The organism is Arsukibacterium ikkense, assembly GCF_000987775.1.
Lineage (GTDB): Bacteria > Pseudomonadota > Gammaproteobacteria > Enterobacterales > Alteromonadaceae > Alishewanella > Alishewanella ikkense.
Window position 1 is genome coordinate 158,431 of sequence record NZ_LAHO01000001.1, and the last position, 20,694, is coordinate 179,124.

The 20,694-nt window shown below is 52.6% G+C and carries 16 protein-coding genes; 15 read left to right on the top strand and 1 reads right to left on the bottom strand.

Annotation, left to right across the window (positions count from 1 at the left end):
• Window positions 1-127 precede the first annotated feature (127 nt).
• Window positions 128-2,899, bottom strand: a complete 2,772-nt coding sequence (locus tag WG68_RS00745; protein WP_046555741.1) for a TonB-dependent receptor — start codon at window positions 2,897-2,899, stop codon at window positions 128-130.
• Window positions 2,900-3,317: 418 nt separating this feature from the next.
• Here WG68_RS00745 and WG68_RS00750 point away from each other — a divergent pair, with 418 nt between their 5' ends.
• From WG68_RS00750 to WG68_RS00820, 15 genes are all read left to right on the top strand, one after another.
• Window positions 3,318-4,076 carry an SDR family oxidoreductase gene (locus WG68_RS00750; RefSeq protein ID WP_046555742.1) on the top strand — a complete coding sequence of 253 codons (759 nt, stop codon included), beginning with the start codon at window positions 3,318-3,320 and terminating at the stop codon, window positions 4,074-4,076.
• A 28-nt stretch (window positions 4,077-4,104) separates the two neighbouring features.
• Window positions 4,105-4,947: a 5-dehydro-4-deoxy-D-glucuronate isomerase gene (gene kduI / locus WG68_RS00755; RefSeq protein ID WP_046555743.1), complete on the top strand. Its 843-nt coding sequence runs from the start codon at window positions 4,105-4,107 to the stop codon at window positions 4,945-4,947.
• Between the two features lie 91 nt (window positions 4,948-5,038).
• Window positions 5,039-6,046: a TRAP transporter substrate-binding protein gene (locus WG68_RS00760; RefSeq protein ID WP_046555744.1), complete on the top strand. Its 1,008-nt coding sequence runs from the start codon at window positions 5,039-5,041 to the stop codon at window positions 6,044-6,046.
• Complete coding sequence (locus WG68_RS00765; RefSeq protein WP_046555745.1) at window positions 6,039-6,539, top strand: TRAP transporter small permease; 501 nt, start codon at window positions 6,039-6,041, stop codon at window positions 6,537-6,539. Before WG68_RS00760 ends, WG68_RS00765 begins: the two co-directional genes overlap by 8 nt.
• Complete coding sequence (locus WG68_RS00770) at window positions 6,539-7,834, top strand: TRAP transporter large permease (RefSeq protein ID WP_046555746.1); 1,296 nt, start codon at window positions 6,539-6,541, stop codon at window positions 7,832-7,834. Before WG68_RS00765 ends, WG68_RS00770 begins: the two co-directional genes overlap by 1 nt.
• 27 nt (window positions 7,835-7,861) lie before the next feature.
• Window positions 7,862-8,647, top strand: a complete 786-nt coding sequence (locus WG68_RS00775; protein ID WP_046555747.1) for an IclR family transcriptional regulator — start codon at window positions 7,862-7,864, stop codon at window positions 8,645-8,647.
• Between the two features lie 10 nt (window positions 8,648-8,657).
• Window positions 8,658-9,698 carry a LacI family DNA-binding transcriptional regulator gene (locus WG68_RS00780; protein WP_046555965.1) on the top strand — a complete coding sequence of 347 codons (1,041 nt, stop codon included), beginning with the start codon at window positions 8,658-8,660 and terminating at the stop codon, window positions 9,696-9,698.
• 259 nt (window positions 9,699-9,957) lie between these two features.
• Entirely contained in the window at window positions 9,958-11,310 is a 1,353-nt protein-coding gene (locus tag WG68_RS00785; RefSeq protein WP_200897513.1) for a glycoside hydrolase family 28 protein, read from the top strand.
• A gap of 55 nt (window positions 11,311-11,365) precedes the next feature.
• Complete coding sequence (locus tag WG68_RS00790; RefSeq protein ID WP_235357604.1) at window positions 11,366-12,925, top strand: UxaA family hydrolase; 1,560 nt, start codon at window positions 11,366-11,368, stop codon at window positions 12,923-12,925.
• 81 nt (window positions 12,926-13,006) lie between these two features.
• A complete protein-coding gene (gene uxaC / locus WG68_RS00795) occupies window positions 13,007-14,440 on the top strand; it encodes a glucuronate isomerase (protein ID WP_046555750.1) in 1,434 nt (477 codons plus the stop codon).
• 179 nt (window positions 14,441-14,619) lie between these two features.
• Entirely contained in the window at window positions 14,620-16,086 is a 1,467-nt protein-coding gene (locus WG68_RS00800; RefSeq protein WP_046555751.1) for a mannitol dehydrogenase family protein, read from the top strand.
• Window positions 16,086-16,760, top strand: coding sequence for a bifunctional 4-hydroxy-2-oxoglutarate aldolase/2-dehydro-3-deoxy-phosphogluconate aldolase (gene eda, locus WG68_RS00805; RefSeq protein ID WP_046555752.1), 675 nt, complete (start codon window positions 16,086-16,088; stop codon window positions 16,758-16,760). The genes WG68_RS00800 and eda overlap by 1 nt, the downstream gene beginning before the upstream one ends.
• Before the next feature lie 10 nt (window positions 16,761-16,770).
• The gene (locus tag WG68_RS00810; RefSeq protein WP_046555753.1) at window positions 16,771-17,727 is read left to right on the top strand and encodes a sugar kinase; all 957 of its coding nucleotides are present in this window, start codon (window positions 16,771-16,773) and stop codon (window positions 17,725-17,727) included.
• Between the two features lie 84 nt (window positions 17,728-17,811).
• The gene (locus WG68_RS00815; RefSeq protein WP_046555754.1) at window positions 17,812-19,425 is read left to right on the top strand and encodes an NADP-dependent glyceraldehyde-3-phosphate dehydrogenase; all 1,614 of its coding nucleotides are present in this window, start codon (window positions 17,812-17,814) and stop codon (window positions 19,423-19,425) included.
• Entirely contained in the window at window positions 19,422-20,681 is a 1,260-nt protein-coding gene (locus WG68_RS00820; protein ID WP_046555755.1) for a pectate lyase, read from the top strand. The genes WG68_RS00815 and WG68_RS00820 overlap by 4 nt, the downstream gene beginning before the upstream one ends.
• Window positions 20,682-20,694 lie beyond the last annotated feature (13 nt).

Below are 20,694 nucleotides of genomic sequence, written 5' to 3' on the forward strand. Positions count from 1 at the left end.
ATTAATCCGGCGATCCATCAGAAAAAAATCGGGCCGTCCCTGGCGCACGAAGGTTATAAGCAACCGCCCCGGGGGGAGGCTGGTCGCCGGGAGAAAAAAGCAGGCCGTAACAGCCTGCTACTAAGCGTTAGAACTTATATTGAGCACCCAGATAGTACTGGCGGCCAGTAGCGTGCAGATAGGTTAAGCGGTTGCCGCTGGAGTCAACCCACTGATCGTCTACTTCATCCGTTAAGTTAAGCGCTTCAAAGCTCACTTTCCACTGGTCGGTCAATTGATAAGATAGCGCTGCATCGACATTGCGGGTCGAGTTAGTACCTTCCATATCGTTGTTGTTGCGGCCCAGGGCATTGGTTAAGTATTTATCACGGTAAGCCATCGATACCCGCGCACTGAATTTTTCATCTTCATAATACAGCGTTGCGCTGTGGGTATTTTGTGATAAGCCCTGTAAATCACGAGTGACTAATACCTGGCCATCGGCATTTACGTAATCCAGCTGGGCTTTAACGTAGGTAAAGTTACCAATAAAACCAAAGCGATCCCAGAATTCCGGCAGGAAAGTAAAGGGCATCTGGTACTGTATTTCAAAACCATATAAATCACCACCAGGGCCGTTTAACGGTGTATTGGTATCCCATTGATCGTTTTCAGTACAGCCGGTTGCTGCACCATAACCCGGGCCAGCATTGCAGGCATCGATAGCCGCCTGAATGGGTAAACCGGTTTCGGTGAACGGTTTAGTTTCGCGCAGGCCTTGCACATAGCTGTCAATTTCTTTGCGGAACACCGCTAAGCCCAGCAAGGATTCATTGTCAAAATACAGCTCTAAGCCCAAATCATATGTTTTCGCTTTGGTCGGCTCCAGCGTGGGGTTGCCGCCACTGATGCTGCGGGCACCACCTGATACTGAGACTGACACGTTAGGGCGGATACTGCCCAAACCAGCGCGGGCCATGACTTCGGCATAGCCAAAGCGGATGATGACATCATCCATCGGTTCAAACACCAGATTCAAGGATGGTAAAAACTCGTCATAGTCGTGCTTTGCTGTGACCAGGGTTTGCGCACCGCCAATGGTAGCCCAGGCTGTTGATGACTGATCAGTTCGCACATAACGGCCGCCAACATCGCCTCGAATGGTGGTGTCGCCTAATTCGGTTTCAAAAGCCAGTTGCAGGTATGCGCCTAACGTCTTTTCTTCGGCTGAGTAGTTGTCTACCCGGCGAAAATCGGTACTGACAGCGAAGTCACCGGTATTACTGTAAATGTTGTAGCGGGCGTCGATAGCGGCCAAATCGGGTATTAACCAGGCACCTTGTGAACCCAGGCCTGAATCATAGCTGGCAATTAAATCCGGGGTCATTTCTATGCCGGCAGTGTTCTCAGAGCGGCGGCGGGCTTCGCGGGTTTCAAATTCAAAGGTTTTATAGTGTAAGCCACCGCGTAAGGTCAGGCTTTCGCTCAAGACATATTCCAGGTTTAGGGCCGCATTATCAAAGGTGTTTTCCGCGCTAAGAGGGCGCAAGCGTACGCTGTTGGTTGCCCAGCCCACCGGGTTGTATACCTCTGCACCAAACAGTAACTCAGGCGCAGCGCGTTTGCCGCCGCGGTAGTCATAGCTAAAATTAACACCACGTTTCTCCATAACAATGGTCGTTTGCACCGGATTATCAAATTCAGACTTAGCACGGCCTATCATGCCGTCAATTTTTAAATCATCGGTCAGCTGATGCTGCGCTGACAGGGTAAACTGCAGAAAGTCGGTAGATAATTCATCGTAGCGGTTTTCATTGCGCACCACAGCATTTTCAAACGAAGCATAAGTAACGGTGTTAGTATTATCGACTTCATAATCCAGCACATTCATCGCAGCGCCAATGGCGTTGTTATTTAAAATGCCCTGGGTAAATACTTCGTTCCGGGTTGAGTCGTCTTTAGAGTATAAAATATCCAGATTAAAACGGGTTTCCATACTGGGCCGGAATTCGAACGCCGCTGCAGCGCCAGTGCGTTTTACATTGTGGGTGTAGGAATCATAACGCGGTAAGCGAGGGCGGAAGCCATCGTTAATTGCCTGTAGCTCAGGCGCATCGGCAACGCCACGGTAACTGCCAAAATCGTTGCTATTATCCCAACGCACTGTACTGGCGCCTTCATCCAGAATATTCCGTTCAGAGAATGCCGCAGAAATCAGATAACCGAAGGTGCGATCATCATTGATATTACTAAATAAAAATGAGCCTTTAGGATCGATTTCTTCTGATTTATCGTTGTAACCTGCCTGTATATTAGCGGCGAAGGTCAGGCCGTCATAATCAAATGGCCGGGCGGTACGTAAATCTACCGTGGCGCCGAGTGAGCCTTCTTCTACGTTGGCAGAGGCGGTTTTACGTACTGTTAATTCGCTAAACAAATCAGAAGAGAAAGTATTAAAGTCAAAGCCACGGCCACGGTTGGCGCCACCAACGGCATCGGTACCGCCGCTGGTTGATTGCGCTTCCATGCCATTAATCCGAACCCGGGTAAAATCCGGGCCTAAACCGCGCACCGAAATCTGCCGGCCTTCACCGGCTACCCGGCTAATGGCGACGCCAGGAATGCGTTGTAATGATTCAGCTAAATTCAGATCCGGAAAGTCGGCAATATCTTCAGCTTTGATGGTGTCGGTAGAGCCGGTTTCAAAACGTTTCTGGTTTAAGGCACTGGCCAGACTACCGCGAAAGCTGCCCACTACTGAAATCACTTCAATCTCTTGTTCCTGCGCCTGTGCAGGAGTGGTTTCGTCAGTTTGCTGTGCCAGTAACGCCGGCGAGGCGCTAAGCAGCGTTGCCATACCAGCCAGTGTCAGTGCCCTTACCAGTTTGGTAGGGCGAAATTGCGTGTTGCGATAAGCCATTTGTGTTCACCTCGTCCTGATTTGTCTTGTTATCTTTGCCTGGGTCATGCCCGGCATTTTTCGATTTTGTCAGGAGCAAACCAGTTTGCTGCCTGTTGATTTGTTTGTTGCGTAATTCGTTTCTATACTAAGTTGGTGCTTTGTCTACCGGTGGCAAAAAAAGCTTGCAATTTTGTGCCACCGATGGCAAAAAGCTAACACCATCAACTAAAATCTGTCAATTAATGCTTTACATAAAATTAGTTTAAATTGTAACTAAAGCAAGCCAGGTTTTACTAAGTTGTTGTTTTATATGTGCTGTTGTGGCTGATTAAATTTTTGCACTGTTCCATATATGAACGATTTCATGCAAAAGCAGGCAAAGTCAAGCCGGCAGACAGTCACTATTCAGCCGTTATTTTAAAAATTGGAGGCAGCGATGACAGCATTATTTTCCCTGACAGGACAGCGGGCTTTAGTTACCGGCGCCAGTCGCGGTTTAGGCCAGGCTATCGCAGTAGCGTTGGCAGCGGCAGGCGCTGAACTGATCTGCACCAGCTCGACAGCCAACGGCTGCGTGCAAACGCTGCAGAAGATTACCGAAGTGGGGGGTAAGGCCACAGTGATAGCCGCTGATTTAAGTGATGAGCAGGCAGTAGAACACCTGGCCGCAGCGGCGATGGCGCTGGGTCAGATTGATATTCTGGTGAACTGCGGCGGTACGATTTTCCGCGCCCCGGCGCATCAGTTTCCGATGAGTGAGTGGCATAAGGTGATGGCGGTAAATGTCGATGCTGCCTTTTTACTCAGCCAGCGCCTGGGCGCGGCTATGATTGAGCGCAAGCGCGGTAAAATTATCAATATTGCGTCGATGCTGTCGTACAGCGGTGGTATTACCGTACCCGCCTATACTGCCAGTAAACATGCGATAGCCGGTGTTACCAAGGCGCTGGCCAACGAGTGGGCGCAGCATAACATTCAGGTCAATGCGATAGCCCCGGGCTATTTTCGCACCGATAACACCGCGGCACTGCAAGCTGACGTTGAGCGTAATGCGGCCATTACTGCCCGCATCCCCGCTGCGCGTTGGGGCGAGCCGGAAGATTTAGCCGGAGCTGCAGTATTTTTGGCGTCAAACGCCAGCGATTATGTCAACGGCCACGTGCTGGCCGTAGATGGCGGCTGGTTGGCGCGTTAAACCCATTTAATTTGCAACAGAGGTATCTATGACAGTGTTATTTGAAAGCCGTTACCCGACCCATCCGGACGATGTTAAACATTATGACACCGACGAGCTGCGCCAGCATTTTCTGGTCGATAACCTGATGCAGCCTGATCAGCTGGTGCTGTGCTACACCCACTACGAGCGGGTGATTGTCGGCAGTGCGGTTCCGGTGAACGCGGCCGTAAAGCTCGAAGCGCCAGAGCCACTGAAAGCGCAGTTCTTCCTGCAGCGGCGCGAGCTGGGTATTATCAATGTGGGGGGTACCGGCACGGTTAGCGTCGATGGTACCGACTATCAGCTGCAGAACACCGAAGCGCTGTATGTCGGCATGGGCGCCCGCGAGGTTAGTTTTCACAGCGCCGACGCCACTACCCCGGCAAAGTTTTATTTAAACTCGGCACCGGCGCACCATGCCTTTCCAACCAAACATCTGACTATGGACAATTGCACTGTACTGCAGATGGGGGCGCTGGAAACCTCGAACGAGCGGGCCATTCATCAGTTAATGATTAACGATGTGGTGCAAACCTGTCAGCTGCAAATGGGCTTAACCGTGCTGAAACCAGGCAGTGTCTGGAATACCATGCCAGCGCACCAGCACGATCGGCGGATGGAAGCGTATTTTTACTTCAATCTGGCTGACGATCAGCGGGTGTGTCATTTTATGGGCCAGCCACAGCAAACCCGCCATATCTGGGTAGCGAATGAGCAAGCGGTGGTATCACCAGCCTGGTCTATTCACAGTGGCTGTGGCACCAGCAATTATGCCTTTATCTGGGGCATGGCTGGCGAAAACCTCGATTACCACGATATGGATAAATTTCCAGCCAGCGCCATGAAGTAACAGCGGCTGTCGCGGCAATGCTAAGGCTGCATTTTACTGAGTAAGGCATGCAATAAGACATGCCATGCTCTGCAACAGGGTAGGACGAGTTATGAAGAGAATCACCCGACAGGCCACCGGCCTGTTGCTGCTAGCCGCTGTCTGGCTGACTGGCTGTCAGCCGCAGCAAGAGCACGTCACCTTGCGCCTGGCGCATACGCTGGATCAGGAGCATGTGGTGCACAAGGCGATGGTGCTGATGGGCGAGCGGCTGCATCACTATTCTGACGGCAGCATGCAAGTACAAATATACAGCGGTGGCCAGCTGGGCAATGAGCGCGAGTTAATTGAGCTGTTGCAAATTGGTAGTCTGGCCATGACCAAGGTCTCGGCCAGCTCGGTGGAAAGCTTTGTGCCGCAAATGCGCGTGTTTAGTGTGCCCTATATTTTTAATGATAACGATCACCTGTGGCGGGTGCTGGAAAGTGCAACCGGCCAGCAGCTGCTGCTGGATTTAGAGCCAGCCCGTTTGCGTGGTCTGGGTTACTACGATGCCGGTAGCCGCAGTTTTTATTCAACGAATACCGAAATTAACAGCCCGGCCGATTTACGCGGCAAGAAGTTCCGGGTGCTGGCCAGCCAGACTGCGGTGCGCATGGTGGAAGCACTCGGCGGTGCCGCTACGCCAGTCGACTGGGGTGAGCTCTATACCGCCCTGCAACAAGGGGTGGTCGATGGCGCTGAGAACAACCCCCCCAGTTTTTATTTATCGCGCCATTATGAACTCAGCAAGTATTACACCCTGGATGAACATACTTCCGTGCCGGACGTGATGATTGTCAGCCTGGCGGTGTGGCAAGGCTTAACGGCGCAGCAGCAGCAATGGCTGCAGCAGGCTGCCGATGATTCTATTGTTTACCAGCGTGACGCCTGGGCAGCAGCATCAGATCACGCGCTGGCTGCGGTAAAAGCTGCTGGCGTGAAGGTGATTTACCCGGACAAACAACCGTTTCACGATGCGGTTAAACCCTTTCATCAAAGTTTACAGCAAACTGAAATTGGCCCGGTATTGCTGCAAATTGCGGCCTTAGCCAACGAAGCGGAAGCAAAACATGATTAAGTTTATGCAGATAATTGATAACGGCCTGAAGTGGTTTCTGGCCTTTTTAATGGCGGCCATTGTGCTGGTGGTGTGCTGGCAGGTGGTATCACGCTTCGTGCTGAATGCGCCCAGTTCTATAACTGAAGAGCTGTCGCGTACTTTGCTTATCTGGATTGGCATGATAGGCGCTGCCTTTGCTTATCGTACCGGCGTGCATCTGGGGCTGGATATAGTGACCCAGAAATTCAGCCCGGCCGGGCGCAAACGGGTGGCGATGGTTCTGACCGCTGCGGTATCGGGCTTCGCGGTAGCGGTGATGGTGGTGGGCGGCGGTAATCTGGTGCGGCTGACTTATCAGTTAAATCAGATGTCGGCGGCACTGGATATCAAAATGGCGTATATCTATGTGGCGATCCCATTGTCCGGGGTGCTGATTGCATTTTATGGGGTGTGTCAGCTCTATGCACTGGCCACCCATCAAAGCTTACCGGTAGTGAAGGGAGTGCACTGATGGAACTCGCTATTGTTGTGTTATTAGTGGTGTTTTTTGGCTTATTGCTGTTAAACGTACCCATCTCGTTTTGTATTGGCCTGGCCACCCTGGCCACCATCTTACTCAGTGTTGATTTTATGCCGGCGGTGACCACTATGGCGCAGCGCATGGCGGGTGGCATTAACAGCTTTGCCTTATTAGCTATCCCGTTTTTTATTTTATCGGGGCTGATCATGGGCCGTGGCGGCATTGCCAAGCGTTTAATCGAATGTGCCATGGCATTAATCGGTATGCTGCCGGGTGGCCTGGCGCTGGTGAATGTGGTGTCCTGTATGTTTTTCGGCGCTATTTCCGGCTCGGCGGTGGCGGCGACCTCGGCGATTGGCAGCTTTATGCTGCCAGAAATGAAAAAGCAGGGTTACGATGTTAACTACAGCGCGGCTGTAACTGCAGCGGCGGCAACCACGGGTATGTTAATTCCGCCCAGTAATATTTTAATTGTGTACGCGATTGCCAGCGGCGGGGTGTCGATTGCCGCGCTGTTTATCGCCGGTTACCTGCCGGGTATTTTACTGGGGGTGGCCTTAATGATTGTCTGTGCCGGTTACGCCAAAATTAAAGGCTACCCGGTAGGCGCCCGCTTACCACTGAAACTGGTGGTGCAAAAAGTGGCGGCGGCATTGCCCAGCCTGTTTATGATTTTTCTGGTGATTGGCGGCATTATCAGTGGCATTTTTACCGCCACCGAAGCCGGCGCTATCGCCGTGGTGTATTCGCTGATTTTAGCGGTGGGGTTTTATCGCGAAGTTAAAACCACTGAATTACCCGGCGTATTAATGAAGGCGGCAGAAACCACGGCGATTGTGATGGCATTAATTGCTACCTCATCGGCCATGTCGTGGATTTTATCTTACGAGCAAATTCCGCAGGCCATTAGTGCGGCCATGCTGACCATCAGTGAAAACCCGTTGCTGATTCTGCTGATGATCAATCTGATCTTATTGCTGGTGGGGGCCTTTATGGATATGACCCCGGCGGTACTGATTTTTACCCCGATATTTCTGCCGGTAGCGGTAGAGCTTGGCATGAGCCCGCTGCATTTCGGCATTATGATGGTACTTAACCTGTCCATTGGCCTGGTGTCACCGCCGGTAGGCAGTGTGTTGTTTGTCAGTTGTGCCATTGCCAAAACCCGGATTGAGGCGATTATTAAACCGCTGATGCCGCTTTATCTGGCGATGTTTGTGGTGCTGATGCTGGTCACTTATATTCCGGCGATCAGTGAATGGCTGCCGGCCCAGTTTGGTTTTTAAGCTAACTGCTTTTGCAGGAGAGAACCGATGGTAAGCTACGTTATTCCTAATCTGGCCAATGCCTGTCGTATTATCAGCCTGGTCAGCGAATCAGAGCAGGGCCTGAGTTTAACTGAATTAGAGCAGGGGCTGGCATTGCCACGCACTACCGCTTTTCGGATTTTACAAACCTTGTGTCAGGAGCGGGTGCTGGCTAAGCAGGGTAAACGCTATCAGGTAGGGGCGCAGCTGTTTAAGCTGGGGCTAAACGTGCTTAGCTCGCAGCGCTTATCGCAGCAAGCGCTACCGTGCCTGCAACAACTGGCGTTAAAAACCGGCTTAAGTTGTCATTTAGCGCTGCCGCATGCAGAAGGTGCACTTTTGGTCGAAGTCTGTGACAGTCCCAATCCGCTGCGTCTGGCAGCAAGACCCGGCACAGTGGCCGCCTTTAATTGCTCGGCCGCCGGTAAAGTGTTTCTGGCCCATCATTACTTAGACCAACTGACTGAGCTGGCTGCGTCTGGCTTATTTGTCAGCCGCACTAAACGCAGCCTGACTGACCCTGTGCAATTACACAGTGAGTTGCAACGGGTGCTGGCCCGCGGTTATGCTGGCGATGAAATGGAATATCATAACGATGTGCGCTGTCTGGCGGCACCGGTTCGCAATGAGCAGGGCCAGGTGGTGGCAGCCATTGGCGTAACCGGGCCGCTGGCAGTGTTTGGTAAACAGCCAATCACTGCTATTATTGCAGTCTTAAAACAAACCGCCATTGATATCGCACTTAGCACCTACCGGCCGCAACTGCTGGCCAGCAAAGTCAGTGGTCATTAAGATGAGAAGTATGCAAAAACAAGCTACCATAAATGACGTTGCCCGCCTTGCTGGTGTATCAAAACGTACTGTGTCACGGGTGATTAACGGCTCGCTCAGCGTGGGCGACGGCACCCGGCTAAGGGTTGAAAAAGTCATCAGTGACTTAAAGTACTCGCCCAATACCCAGGCCCGCGGCTTAGCCTCCAGCCGCTCTTATCTGCTGGGACTGATTTACGATAACCCCGATGCCTTGTATCTGGATGACGTGCAGCGCGGCGTGCTGGAAGTGTGCTCTAACCTCGGCTACGAGCTGGTGGTGCACCCCTGCCGTTATCGTAGTGAGTCACTGGTGCAGGATTGTCTGCGCTTTATGCAGCGCTCAAAGCTGGATGGCGTTATTGTATTGCCGCCGGTGTCGGAGTCTGAAAGTCTGGCGCAGGCGTTAAAAGAATCGGGCAGCCCCTATGTGCGGTTAAGCTCGGTGGCGCTGGATGAACCTAAACATATCGTGGTATCAGACGACAGAGCCGCCGCAGCCGAAATGGCGCGCTATTTTGCCCAGCTGGGCCATGAAAAAATTGCCTTTATCAGCGGCCCGCAGCGCTATAAATCGTCTACCGAACGGATGGAAGGTTTTCAGTTGGGGTTATCTGCCTACGGTATTAAAATTGACCCTGAGCGGATTGTTGAGGGCAATAACACCTACGAAACCGGTATAGAATGCGCCCGCCATATCTTGCAGGGCGAGGATAAACCTACCGCCATTTTTGCCAACAATGATCAGATGGCGGCAGGTGTGCTGAAAGTAGCCCATAGCATGGGCATTAAAGTGCCAGAGCAATTATCCGTGGCTGGTTTCGATGACAATATGCTGGCTTCGCGGGTAATTCCGGCGCTGACTACTATTCGCCGGCCGGTGCGGCAAATGGCGTTACTGGCCACCAGCAAAATGATAATGTCGATTGAAAATAATGACAAAGCGGCCAGCAATGTCGCCGCCAAAGTGGCGCCAACTCTGGTGGTGCGGGAGTCCACTGCCCGGGTAGCCAGCACAACAACAGACGAATAAATTCCAGCTAAGCACCCAGCCTAATTGTGTGCTTTAGTTATTTTGCTACCGATGGCAAAAAAAATAGCGTTTTACTTGCCACCGGTGGCAAATTGGTTATTATATCAGTAACAGTCTATGCGACAGCCCGCTTGCAGGCTTTCAGTAATACAGCATACAGGAGCACCAGATGATAAATTCGCGTAAGCGCCTTCACTTGAAAACCCTTGGTCTGGCAGGCGCCGGCTTGTCTTTGCTGTCGTTACCAGGATGCTCAGGTATGGCCTTATCAGCTGCTGAGGTAGCGAGTGATGACGAAAAACAGTGGCAACAAGCTGATATGATTATTGCCAGTATTGCGCCCACTCAGTTTCCCGCGCGCGACTTTTTAATTACCCATTATGGCGCTAAAGCAGCCAGCAGTTTTGACAATACCAGTGCCATTAAAGCCGCTATTGCCGCTTGCCATGCCGCCGGTGGTGGTCGGGTAGTGGTGCCGCTGGGCCGGTTTGAAACCGGTGCTATTCATTTACGCTCTAACGTTAATTTGCACCTGCAGCAAAATGCGGTGTTGTCGTTTTATACCGATGCTAACCATTACCTGCCCTACGTGATGACCCGCTGGGAAGGGGTGGAATTAATGGGATTATCGCCGCTGATTTACGCCTTTGAACAGGAAAACATAGCGGTTACCGGGGAAGGTATTCTGGAAGGCAATGGCTCGAACAGCCAGTGGTGGCCCTGGAAAGGTAATTGGGAGCGTCGCAGCTGGGACTATGATGCCAGTGTCGATCAGGTATTAACCCGGGCGCCGTTATTTGAGATGGCTGAGCGCGGTACACCGGTTAGTGATCGGGTATTTGCCCAAAACTTTTTACGGCCGCCGTTTATTCAGCCCTATGGCTGTAAAAGAGTATTAATTGACGGCGTGACCATTCGCAACTCACCGTTCTGGTTAATTAACCCGGTGTTGTCTGAGGATGTCGTGGTACGTAATGTGAACTTCATCAGTTATGGCCCCAATTCCGATGGCTGTAACCCCGAGTCGTGCAACCGGGTATTAATTGAAAATTGCCTGTTCGATACCGGCGATGATTGTATTGCGCTGAAGTCCGGCCGCAACAACGACGGCCGCCGGCTGGCGACCCCGGTGCAAAATGTGGTGATTCAGGATTGCGTAATGCGTGCCGGCCACGGTGGGGTGGTGCTGGGCAGTGAAATCTCTGGTGGCGCCCGTAATATTTTTGCCAGGCGCTGTCGCATGAGCAGCCCTAACCTGGCGCGCGGTATTCGGATTAAAACCAATTCAGTGCGCGGTGGCCTGATTGAGAATATTTATATCCGTGATATTGAGATTGGTGAAGTACGGGATGCCATTGTGATTAACTTCTTCTATGAAGAAGGCGATGCCGGCCAGTTTATGCCACAGGTAAAAAATCTGCATATCAGTAACTTGCAGGTACATAAAGCGCAGCGTGCTTTTGTATTGCGCGGCTTTGAGCGGGCGCCGATTAACGGCGTCAGTTTGCATAATGTTCATTTTAAGCAAACCGAAAGCTTAGGCATCCTGGAAAATGTGGCGCAGTTGGATCAGCTGGATTTAACGCTGAATGGCCAGGAATTAAAATTGTGACCGCTATTTTTTTAAGAACTGTTTGCCACCGCTAGACAAATGAGACATAGGCTGAATGATGAGCACAGAGCAAAAACCAGGTTGTAGCGTTACGTTAAATGCCCCGGTTGACCCGGGCGAGCAATTAACCCTGTTACAGGTGCACCCGCGCGACAATGTATTAGTGGCATTGCAGCCACTGGCTGCCGGTAGCGCCCTGGCAGAGCCTTTTGCTCATATCAGCGCTAAACAAGCTATCCCGGCCGGCCATAAAGTGGCCTTAACCGCCATCGCTAAAGGCGAGAGCGTTATTAAATACGGTTTTGCCATTGGTGCGGCCACTAGCGATATTGCGGTGGGTGAGCATATTCACTCGCACAACCTGGCCACCCTATTAAGCGGCCAGGTCGATTACCGCTACAACGGCTGCCAGGCGCCAAAGCTCAGCTTCCCGGCTGGTGTAGCCACTGAATTTATGGGTTACCGGCGGGCCAATGGCAAGGTTGGTACCCGCAATGAGCTGTGGATCATTAATACCGTCGGTTGCGTTAACCGTGCGGCGATGCGGGTTGCCGAGCAAGCCCGCAAGCTGTATGGCGACCAGATTGACGGCATTCATGCCTTTACTCATCCGTTTGGCTGCTCGCAGCTGGGCGATGATTTAGCCAATACCCGTACCCTGCTGGCGGGGTTAATTCAGCACCCTAACGCCGGTGGCGTGTTGGTAATGGGCCTGGGCTGTGAAAACAATCAGTTAAGCAAGCTGTTAGCCGCCAGCCCGGGCGTTGATCAAAGCCGTATCCGCTCGTTTAACGCCCAGCAGGTAGAAGATGAAATTGAGCAGGGCCTGCAGGCAGTAGCCGAGTTGGTGGCACAAATGCGCGATGATAAACGCACTGCTTGCCCGGTAAGTGATTTAGTGGTGGGGATGAAATGCGGTGGCTCTGATGGTTTAAGCGGCTTAACCGCTAATCCGTTAGTAGGGCGGATTGCCGATTTAGTGGCGGCCGGCAATGGCAAAGTGGTGCTGACCGAAACGCCGGAAATGTTCGGCGCCGAGCAGGTGTTTATGGCCCGCGCCGCCAACGAGCAAGTGTTTGGCGATATCGTTACCCTGGTAAACGACTTTAAACAGTACTTTATCGACAACAAGCAGCCGGTGTATGAAAACCCCAGCCCGGGCAATAAAGACGGCGGCTTAACCACGCTGGAAGAAAAGTCATTGGGCGCTATTCAAAAGGGCGGTTCCGCCATTGTGCGCCAGGTTATTCGTTATGGCGAAATGGCCAGTCACAGTGGCTTAACCTTGCTGGAAGGTCCGGGTAATGATGCAGTGTCATCTACGGCGTTAACCGCAGCAGGCGCTACCTTGCTGTTGTTTACCACAGGTCGCGGTACGCCATTAGGTTTTCCGGCACCGACAGTCAAAATATCATCAAACTCAGCGCTGGCGGGTCGTAAGCCGCAATGGATTGACTATGACGCCGGCGGTTTATTGAAAAAAGGCCAGGACGCGACTGAATTCAGCCAGCAGTTCTTTAGTTACTTGCTGGACGTGGCGTCGGGTAAAACCACCCGCAATGAACAAACCGATAATCGCGAAATTGCCATCTGGAAAAACGGCGTGACGTTATAACAAGCGACGCTGTAACAGCATAGTTAAAAATGCCCTGGCGGGCCACGTACAACCTTGATAACAGTGAAACAGGATTTTAATATGACAGAGAAAAAAACGGTACAGCCATTAGCACTGCATCCCGACAGGCTATTCCCGTCAGATCCTGTGCAACGGGATATCGCCAGGCGCTTATATCAGCAAATTAAGAACTTACCAATCGTCAGCCCGCATGGCCATACCGATCCGCGCTGGTTTGCTGACAACGCTAACTTTGACAATGCCACCGCGCTGTTGCTGCTGCCGGATCACTATGTATTCCGCATGCTATACAGCCAGGGCATTAAGCTGGAAGAGCTTGGCATTCGCCGTAAAGATGGTGCAGTGGTGGAAAGCGACTACCGCAAAATTTTCCATATCTTTGCCAAACATTATTACCTGTTTCGGGGCACCCCATCACGCATTTGGCTCGACAGCGTGTTTTCGGAAGTATTCGGGCTAGAAGACTGCCTGTGCGAGCAAACTGCTGATCATTATTACGACAGCATTAACGCCCGGCTGGCTAAACCGGAGTTTAAGCCCCGGGCCTTGCTCGACCGCTTTAACATCGAACTGATCGCCACCACCGAAGGCGCCTTAAATGACTTAACGCACCACGCCAAATTAAAAGGCACTGGCTACGAGCGTAAAGTGATTACCACCTTTCGGCCAGACGACGTGGTAGATGCCGACCGTGCCGATTTTGCTGCCAATGTGGCAAAACTGGGCGAACTCACCGGTGAAAATACGCAAAGCTGGCCGGGTTACCTGGCTGCACTGCGCCAGCGCCGGGCGTTTTTCCGCGAGCATGGCGCTACCGCTACTGATCATGGCCACCCGACTGCCATTACCGCCGATTTAAGCGAAAGTGATGCCGCAGCCTTATTCGCCCGCTGCCTGGCCAGCAATGCCAGTGCCGCTGATGCCGAGCTATTCCGTGGCCAGATGCTAACCGAAATGGCTGGCATGAGCCTGCAGGATGGTATGACCATGCAAATTCACCCGGGTGCCCACCGTAACCATAACACAGTGATTTTTGAGCGCTTTGGCCCGGATAAAGGGGCTGATATCCCCAGCCCCACTGAGTTTGTCAGCAACTTAAAACCCTTGCTGCAAAAATACGGCAACGAAGCGGGCCTGAATATAATTTTATTTACCCTGGACGAAACCACTTATGCCCGCGAATTAGCGCCGCTGGCTGGCCATTACCCGGCATTAAAACTGGGCCCGGCCTGGTGGTTCCACGACAGCCCTGAGGGCATGTTGCGCTTTCGCCATCAGGTCACTGAAACCGCCGGTTTTTATAATACCGTTGGCTTTAACGACGATACCCGGGCCTTTTTATCGATACCGGCCCGGCATGATGTGGCCCGACGGATAGACTGTCGCTTTCTGGCCGGTTTAGTAGCAGAGCATCGCTTAACCGAAGCCGAGGCGCATGAGCTGGCTTATGAGCTGACTTATGGCTTAGTGAAAAAAGCGTATCAGTTGAAATAAGGTTTCACAGGTTATTAGAGCGGGGCATTTCGCTAAAATCGCAAGCGAAGCTCAGTAACAGCTAAACAAAGCGTCTGCCGCAAGGATGCGGCAGAGGAGCCCCCAGGGATGGGTTTACGGCGTCTTTGTGTGCTGTTACTGAGTGCAGCCTGCACAGCAAAATCAGACACAGGCATCTTATGAAACAATTAAACAATCAAACCCTGGCCAGCCTGAACGGTAAATTGCCTATTCCGGCCTATCGGCTGGCTGAGCGACAGCCGCAAATTGGTATAGTCCATATTGGCCCCGGCGCCTTTTTCCGTGGCCATCAGGCCTGGTACACCGAGCAGGCGCTGCAATTTGGCGGCGACTGGGCGATTAGTGCCGTATCGATGCGCTCGCCTGACGTTAGCCAGGCACTGAGCCCGCAAGATGGCCTGTATACTCTGGCGGTGCTGGATGCTGAGCAAAGCTATCAGGTGATAGGTTCTGTCGCGGAAGTATTGATTGCCAGCGAGCAATACCCGCAAGTGCAAGCCAGGCTAACCGCCGCCAGCACTAAGTACGTGACGTTAACCATTACCGAAAAAGGCTACTGCCTGGATAACGCTGGCAAGCTCGATCTAAAGCACCCGCAAATTCAGCAGGATTTAGCCGGCAGCTCACAGCCCATTACCGCTGTTGGCATGTTATTCAGCGCGCTGGCCGCGCGTTATCAGGCCAATATTGCGCCCTTTTGCGTGCTTAGTTGCGACAACCTGACCGACAACGGCCAGAAGCTGCGCGGCGCCATTATTGCCTATGCTGAACAGAAAGATGCCAGCGTCGCCAACTGGCTGGCGCAGCAACTGATTTGCCCCTGCACCATGGTAGACAGCATTACCCCGGCCACCGATGATACCCTGCGCGCGCAGGTAATAAAGGTGCTGGTGCTGAACGATAACTGGCCGATTAAACGCGAAGCCTTTGTGCAGTGGGTGATTGAAGATATTTTGCCGGCGGACCGGCCCGCCTGGCAGCAAGCCGGGGTGATTTATGCCCAGGATGTCAGTGCCTTTGAAAAAGCCAAACTGCGGCTGTTAAATGCACCGCACTCTACCCTGGCCTATGTCGGCAGCCTGCTCGGTTATGAAACCGTGTTTGATGCGATGCAGGACGAGCAGCTGGTTGGCTTTATCGAACACATGGTCACTGACGAGCTGATGCCCTCTTTTACGGCGCCGGCCGAGCTGGATGTAAAGCAATATAGCCAGGATATTCTGGCGCGTTTTCGTAACCCGGCTATCCACCATTTACTGGCGCAAATTGCCTGGGATGGCTCGCAAAAACTGCCGATGCGGCTATTGCCTGCTATCAGCGATAACCTGGCCAACGGCCAGCCGATTGCCAAACTGGCTTATGCCATAGCTGCCTGGTGCCGCTTTATTGTCAAGCGTTACCACGATGGCGAAAAGCTGGTTGACCCTTTGGCAGAACCATTGCTGGCCGTTGCAGCCCAGTGCAGTGGTAAGGCCGGCATAGATGTACCGTTATTTTTGGCGGTGGATGCGGTGTTCCCGCCCGAGCTTAGCCTAAACCCCAAATTTCAGCAGGCAGTTATTGCTGCCTATCAGCAAATTGTTACCCGCCAGGCGCTGCCTGCGGTCGCTGCAGGAGCGCGTTAATGCCAGCTTTATCTCCATCATTATCTTTACCTGTTTTGTTGTCAGGCGTAGTAAAAGGTCCGGCTTTGCTGCCTATTATTCAGGCCGATACCCCGGCGCAAGCGGTTAATATTGCCAAAGCGCTGAGTGAAGGTGGTATTGGTTCGGTGGAAGTGGTGCTGCGCACCCGCGAAGCGCTGGCTGGTATTACCGCTATTCGCAGCGCGCTGCCCCAACTACTGGTTGGTGCTGGCACGATTTTATCGGCCAGCGATGCCACTGCCGCCAAAAATGCCGGCGCCCAGTTTCTGGTGAGCCCAGCCAGTACGCCGACATTGCTGGAAGCGATGATCGATTGCGGCCTGCCATTTGCGCCCGGTGTGGCCACACCGTCAGAAATTGCCATGGCGTTTGAATATGGCCTGACCGAAGTAAAGTTTTTTCCGGCGCACTTATCCGGTGGCATTGAGATGCTAAAGGCGCTGAGCAGCATTTTTCAGCAGGTGCGGTTTTGCCCTACCGGTGGCATTGGCCAGCAAAACCTGGCCGATTTTCTGGCGTTGCCGAATGTATTCGTGGCTGGTGGCTCCTGGTTAACTCCAGCTGCTATGGTTAAAGCCGGGCAGTGGCAACAAATAAGCCAGTTGGCCGCAACGGCCAGCGCCATTGCTAATAAACTTAAAGCGGCCGCCTGAGGAGCAACTGATGAGTAAACGTATCGTTATAATGGGCGAGTGCATGGTCGAGCTGTTTCAGCTGGTCGAAAACGTCTATCACCAGAATTTTGCCGGCGATGTGTTTAACACTGCTGTCTATTTAAAGCGCACCTGCGAAGTGCCGTTGAACGTGCAGTTTTTCACCGCTGTAGGTACTGACCGCATCAGCGATAAGCTGGTACGGGCTGTCGAGCGCGAAAAAATTGATACCAAACTGATGCTGCGCAGCAAAACCGCCCGCCCTGGCCTGTATATGATTAACACCGACGCCTTTGGCGAGCGCAGCTTTGTCTATTGGCGCGACAGCTCCGCAGCGAAGCAGGTTATGCAGTGTTTTATGGCACAAAGTAACTACGAGGCGCTCAAAGGCTGCGACATGTTTTATTTCTCCGGCATTACCCTGGCGATTTTATCGGATGCCGACCGCACTATCTTATTTACCCTGGTAGAGCAGCTCAAGCAGGACGGCAGCCAGATTGTATTCGACCCGAATTACCGGCCGGCGCTGTGGCCCGATAGCGACACCGCTAAAGCGGCTTTTTTGCAGGCGTACCGCTTAGCCGATGTGGCATTGCCGGGGCTGGACGACCATAAAGTGCTGTTTGAGGCTGAGCGCACCGACCAGGTAGTTGAACATTTAACCGAGCTTGGCGTGGCGGAAATTATTGTTAAAGATGGCAAAAACGGCATTAATGGTCGCTTTGAACAAGAATGCTTTAGTGCCATGGCCCACCCGGTTAAAACGGTGGTGGATACCACCGCAGCAGGGGACTCCTTTAATGGCGGTTACTTAGCCGCCCGCCTTGGTGGTATAGCGCCACAGCAGGCGGTAAAGTTTGCCGCCCGCCTGGCCGGCTTTGTGGTAGAGCATACCGGCGCCATTGTCAGTAAAGAGCATTTTAATGGCTTTTGGGCGAAGCACCGGCCATCTAGTTTTACTAAATAATAAGATCCGGCTTAAAGCCGGACAAAAGCAACATCTGACCCTGACTAACAACCAAGGCAAATTTATTGTTAGAAGGAGCAAAGCATGAGTTTAGCAACACTGTTTCCGCAAGCGGCTGATATTCCGGCAGAGTTTGCCCACAACGCCCTGATCACCCAGCGCGAATACCTGATTAATGGCGAACTGTTAAGCTGGGCCGGCGAGCTAAGCCCGGTGCTGAGCCCGGTGCATATTCGTGCTGGCGACAGCTTAAGCCAGGTACTACTTGGCCATACGCCATTACTGGATGAGCAAGCTGCCTTGAGTGCGCTCGAGTCAGCCGTTAAGGCTTACAATTTAGGCCGTGGCGCCTGGCCCAGCATGCCCGTGCTGGAGCGCATTCAGCATGTCGAAAAATTCCTTGGTTTAATGCAGCTACAACGTGACGAAGTGGTGCGCTTATTAATGTGGGAAATTGGCAAACCTTATGCCGATGCTGCCAAAGAATTTGACCGCACCTGCGATTATATTCGCGATACCATCGCTGCACTGAAACAACAGGACCGTGACGCCAGCCATTTTATTATCGAGCAGGGCAGTTTAGGGAAAATTCGCCGGGTGCCGGTGGGCGTGGCGCTGTGTATGGGGCCTTTTAACTATCCGTTAAATGAAACCTTTACTACGCTTATCCCTGCGTTGATCATGGGAAATACCGTGATCTTTAAACCGGCCAAATATGGTGTACTGCTTATTCAGCCGCTGCTGCAGGCGTTTTTACAGAGCTTCCCGGCTGGGGTGATTAATATTATCTATGGTCGCGGTCGCGAAACCGTGGGTGCACTGATGGCCAGCGGCAAAATTGATTTATTTGCCTTTATCGGTACCAATAAAGGTGCCAGTGACTTAAAGCGGATGCACCCCAAGCCACACCGGCTGCGGGCGGTACTGGGGCTGGATGCGAAAAACCCGGCAATCGTGCTGGCTGATGCCGATATGCACCGCACGATAAAAGAGTGTGTGGCTGGCAGCTTGTCGTTTAATGGCCAGCGCTGCACCGCGTTAAAAATTCTGTTTGTACAGCGCAGTATTGCTGATGAGTTTGTTAGCCAATTAACGGCCGAAGTTTCCAAGCTAACCGCTGGTATGCCGTGGCAGGCCGGGGTTACTATTACGCCGCTGCCAGAGCCTGGTAAAACCGGGTTTTTAACCGAGTTGCTGCAAGACGCGCTGAGTAAAGGCGCCCGTTTACAAAACCCCGGTGGAGGCAACAGTGTGGCGTCGTTTTTTCAGCCAGCGGTGCTGTACCCGGTTAGTAGCGATATGCGCTTATACAGTGAGGAGCAGTTTGGCCCGCTGGTGCCGGTGGTACCTTGTGATCATATCAGTGAAGTGATTGATTATGTGGTGAACTCCAACTTTGGCCAGCAGCTGAGTATTTTTGGTCAGGATGCCATACAGGTGGGCGAGCTGGTCGATATTTTTGCTAATCAGGTGGGGCGGATTAACATTAACAGCCAGTGCCAGCGGGGCCCTGATAGCTTTCCGTTTAACGGCCGCAAAGATTCCGCTGAAGGCACCTTGTCGGTTGTCGATGCGCTGCGCCAGTTTTCCACCCCAACCCTGGTGGCTGCCAAGTACCAGGATAGCGACGTCGATTTCGTGAAACAAATGGTCAAAGCGCGCAGTTCGAATTTTCTGGCCACGGACTTTTTGTTTTGACGGCGCGCGGCGTACGCTGTTACTTAGGTTTGGCACTGTGGCTGGCGTTGCCGGACGCTGCCGCCGCCGGTGAGCATTGCCGTAACTTCGGTCTGGATACGCCAGGCGGCAGTGGCGGTGCTGTTGTCAAGGTCACTAACCTCAATGCCGCCGGCCCGGGCTCGCTGGCGGCGGCACTGGCGACCAGCGGGCCACGTATAGTGGTATTTGAAGTGGCGGGGGTGATTGATCTGGCGCAAAGCAATCTGACGATCAGCGAGCCCTTTTTAACCCTGGCCGGTGAAACGGCACCGGATCCGGGTATTACGCTGATTAAGGGCGGGCTGCGCATCATCAGCCATGACGTGATAATACGGCATCTGCATATCCGGCCCGGCGATGCCGGCTTGCCAAAGCGCGCCGGCTGGGATACCGACGGTGTCGCAGTGACCGGTAAAAACGCCTGCAATGTGCTGGTTGAGTATAACTCCATCAGTTGGGCTACCGACGAGCTGGTTTCGGCATCAGGCCCCCGTGATAAAGGGCCGCAAGCCACTTCTAAGCATATAACCTTTCGTTACAACATACTGGCCGAAGCGCTCGATTATGCGACCCATATCAAGGGTAAACACAGCAAGGGCGCGCTGGTGCATGACTTCAGCCAGCATATTGCCTTTATTGGTAATCTGTTTGCTCATAATGCCCGGCGTAATCCGTATTTTAAGGCGCATACCACAGGGGTGGTACTGAATAACATTATCTACAATGCCGATGCTAATGCGGTCAAGTTGGGGTTTATTGATAATGAGTGGACTCATACCGACTTTGTTCCGGTCAATCCGCAGGTGGCGGTGGTGGGTAATTTACTGCGTTATGGCCGCGATTCTTATTCTGACTTAGCCCTGGTGTCCTACCACGGTGATGCTTACCTGCGGGATAACCTGACCTTTAATCTGGATGATAACGCGATGTATGAGGCGATGGGGGTGATTAACCGCTTAGCCACAGCGCCGGTCTGGCCGCAGGGCATTAAGGTGATGGCAGCAAAAGATCTGGAACAACAGCTGTTGCCGTTGATCGGCGCCCGCTACTGGCAGCGTGATGCGATTGAGCAGCGCATAGTGCAATCTTATGTTGACCGTGATGGCCGTATCATCGACAGCCAGCAGCAGGTAGGCGGCTATCCGCAGTTTGAGCCTGTATACCGGCCGCTGCAGGTACCAACAGCGAATATCAATGCCTGGCTGGCTAGCTTTATACCGGCTGGCGAACAGTAATAGGAACTTAACA

Bases quoted from the DNA above. Each gene is read 5' to 3' on its own strand.
- uxaC (WP_046555750.1), top strand. From the start codon at position 13,007: ATGACAGAGAAAAAAACGGTACAGCCATTAGCACTGCATCCCGACAGG.
- WG68_RS00770 (WP_046555746.1), top strand. From the start codon at position 6,539: ATGGAACTCGCTATTGTTGTGTTATTAGTGGTGTTTTTTGGCTTATTG.
- WG68_RS00745 (WP_046555741.1), bottom strand. From the start codon at position 2,899: ATGGCTTATCGCAACACGCAATTTCGCCCTACCAAACTGGTAAGGGCA.
- WG68_RS00775 (WP_046555747.1), top strand. From the start codon at position 7,862: ATGGTAAGCTACGTTATTCCTAATCTGGCCAATGCCTGTCGTATTATC.
- WG68_RS00765 (WP_046555745.1), top strand. From the start codon at position 6,039: ATGATTAAGTTTATGCAGATAATTGATAACGGCCTGAAGTGGTTTCTG.
- WG68_RS00800 (WP_046555751.1), top strand. From the start codon at position 14,620: ATGAAACAATTAAACAATCAAACCCTGGCCAGCCTGAACGGTAAATTG.
- WG68_RS00810 (WP_046555753.1), top strand. From the start codon at position 16,771: ATGAGTAAACGTATCGTTATAATGGGCGAGTGCATGGTCGAGCTGTTT.
- WG68_RS00760 (WP_046555744.1), top strand. From the start codon at position 5,039: ATGAAGAGAATCACCCGACAGGCCACCGGCCTGTTGCTGCTAGCCGCT.
- WG68_RS00815 (WP_046555754.1), top strand. From the start codon at position 17,812: ATGAGTTTAGCAACACTGTTTCCGCAAGCGGCTGATATTCCGGCAGAG.
- eda (WP_046555752.1), top strand. From the start codon at position 16,086: ATGCCAGCTTTATCTCCATCATTATCTTTACCTGTTTTGTTGTCAGGC.
- WG68_RS00750 (WP_046555742.1), top strand. From the start codon at position 3,318: ATGACAGCATTATTTTCCCTGACAGGACAGCGGGCTTTAGTTACCGGC.
- kduI (WP_046555743.1), top strand. From the start codon at position 4,105: ATGACAGTGTTATTTGAAAGCCGTTACCCGACCCATCCGGACGATGTT.
- WG68_RS00785 (WP_200897513.1), top strand. From the start codon at position 9,958: ATGGCCTTATCAGCTGCTGAGGTAGCGAGTGATGACGAAAAACAGTGG.
- WG68_RS00790 (WP_235357604.1), top strand. From the start codon at position 11,366: ATGATGAGCACAGAGCAAAAACCAGGTTGTAGCGTTACGTTAAATGCC.
- WG68_RS00780 (WP_046555965.1), top strand. From the start codon at position 8,658: ATGCAAAAACAAGCTACCATAAATGACGTTGCCCGCCTTGCTGGTGTA.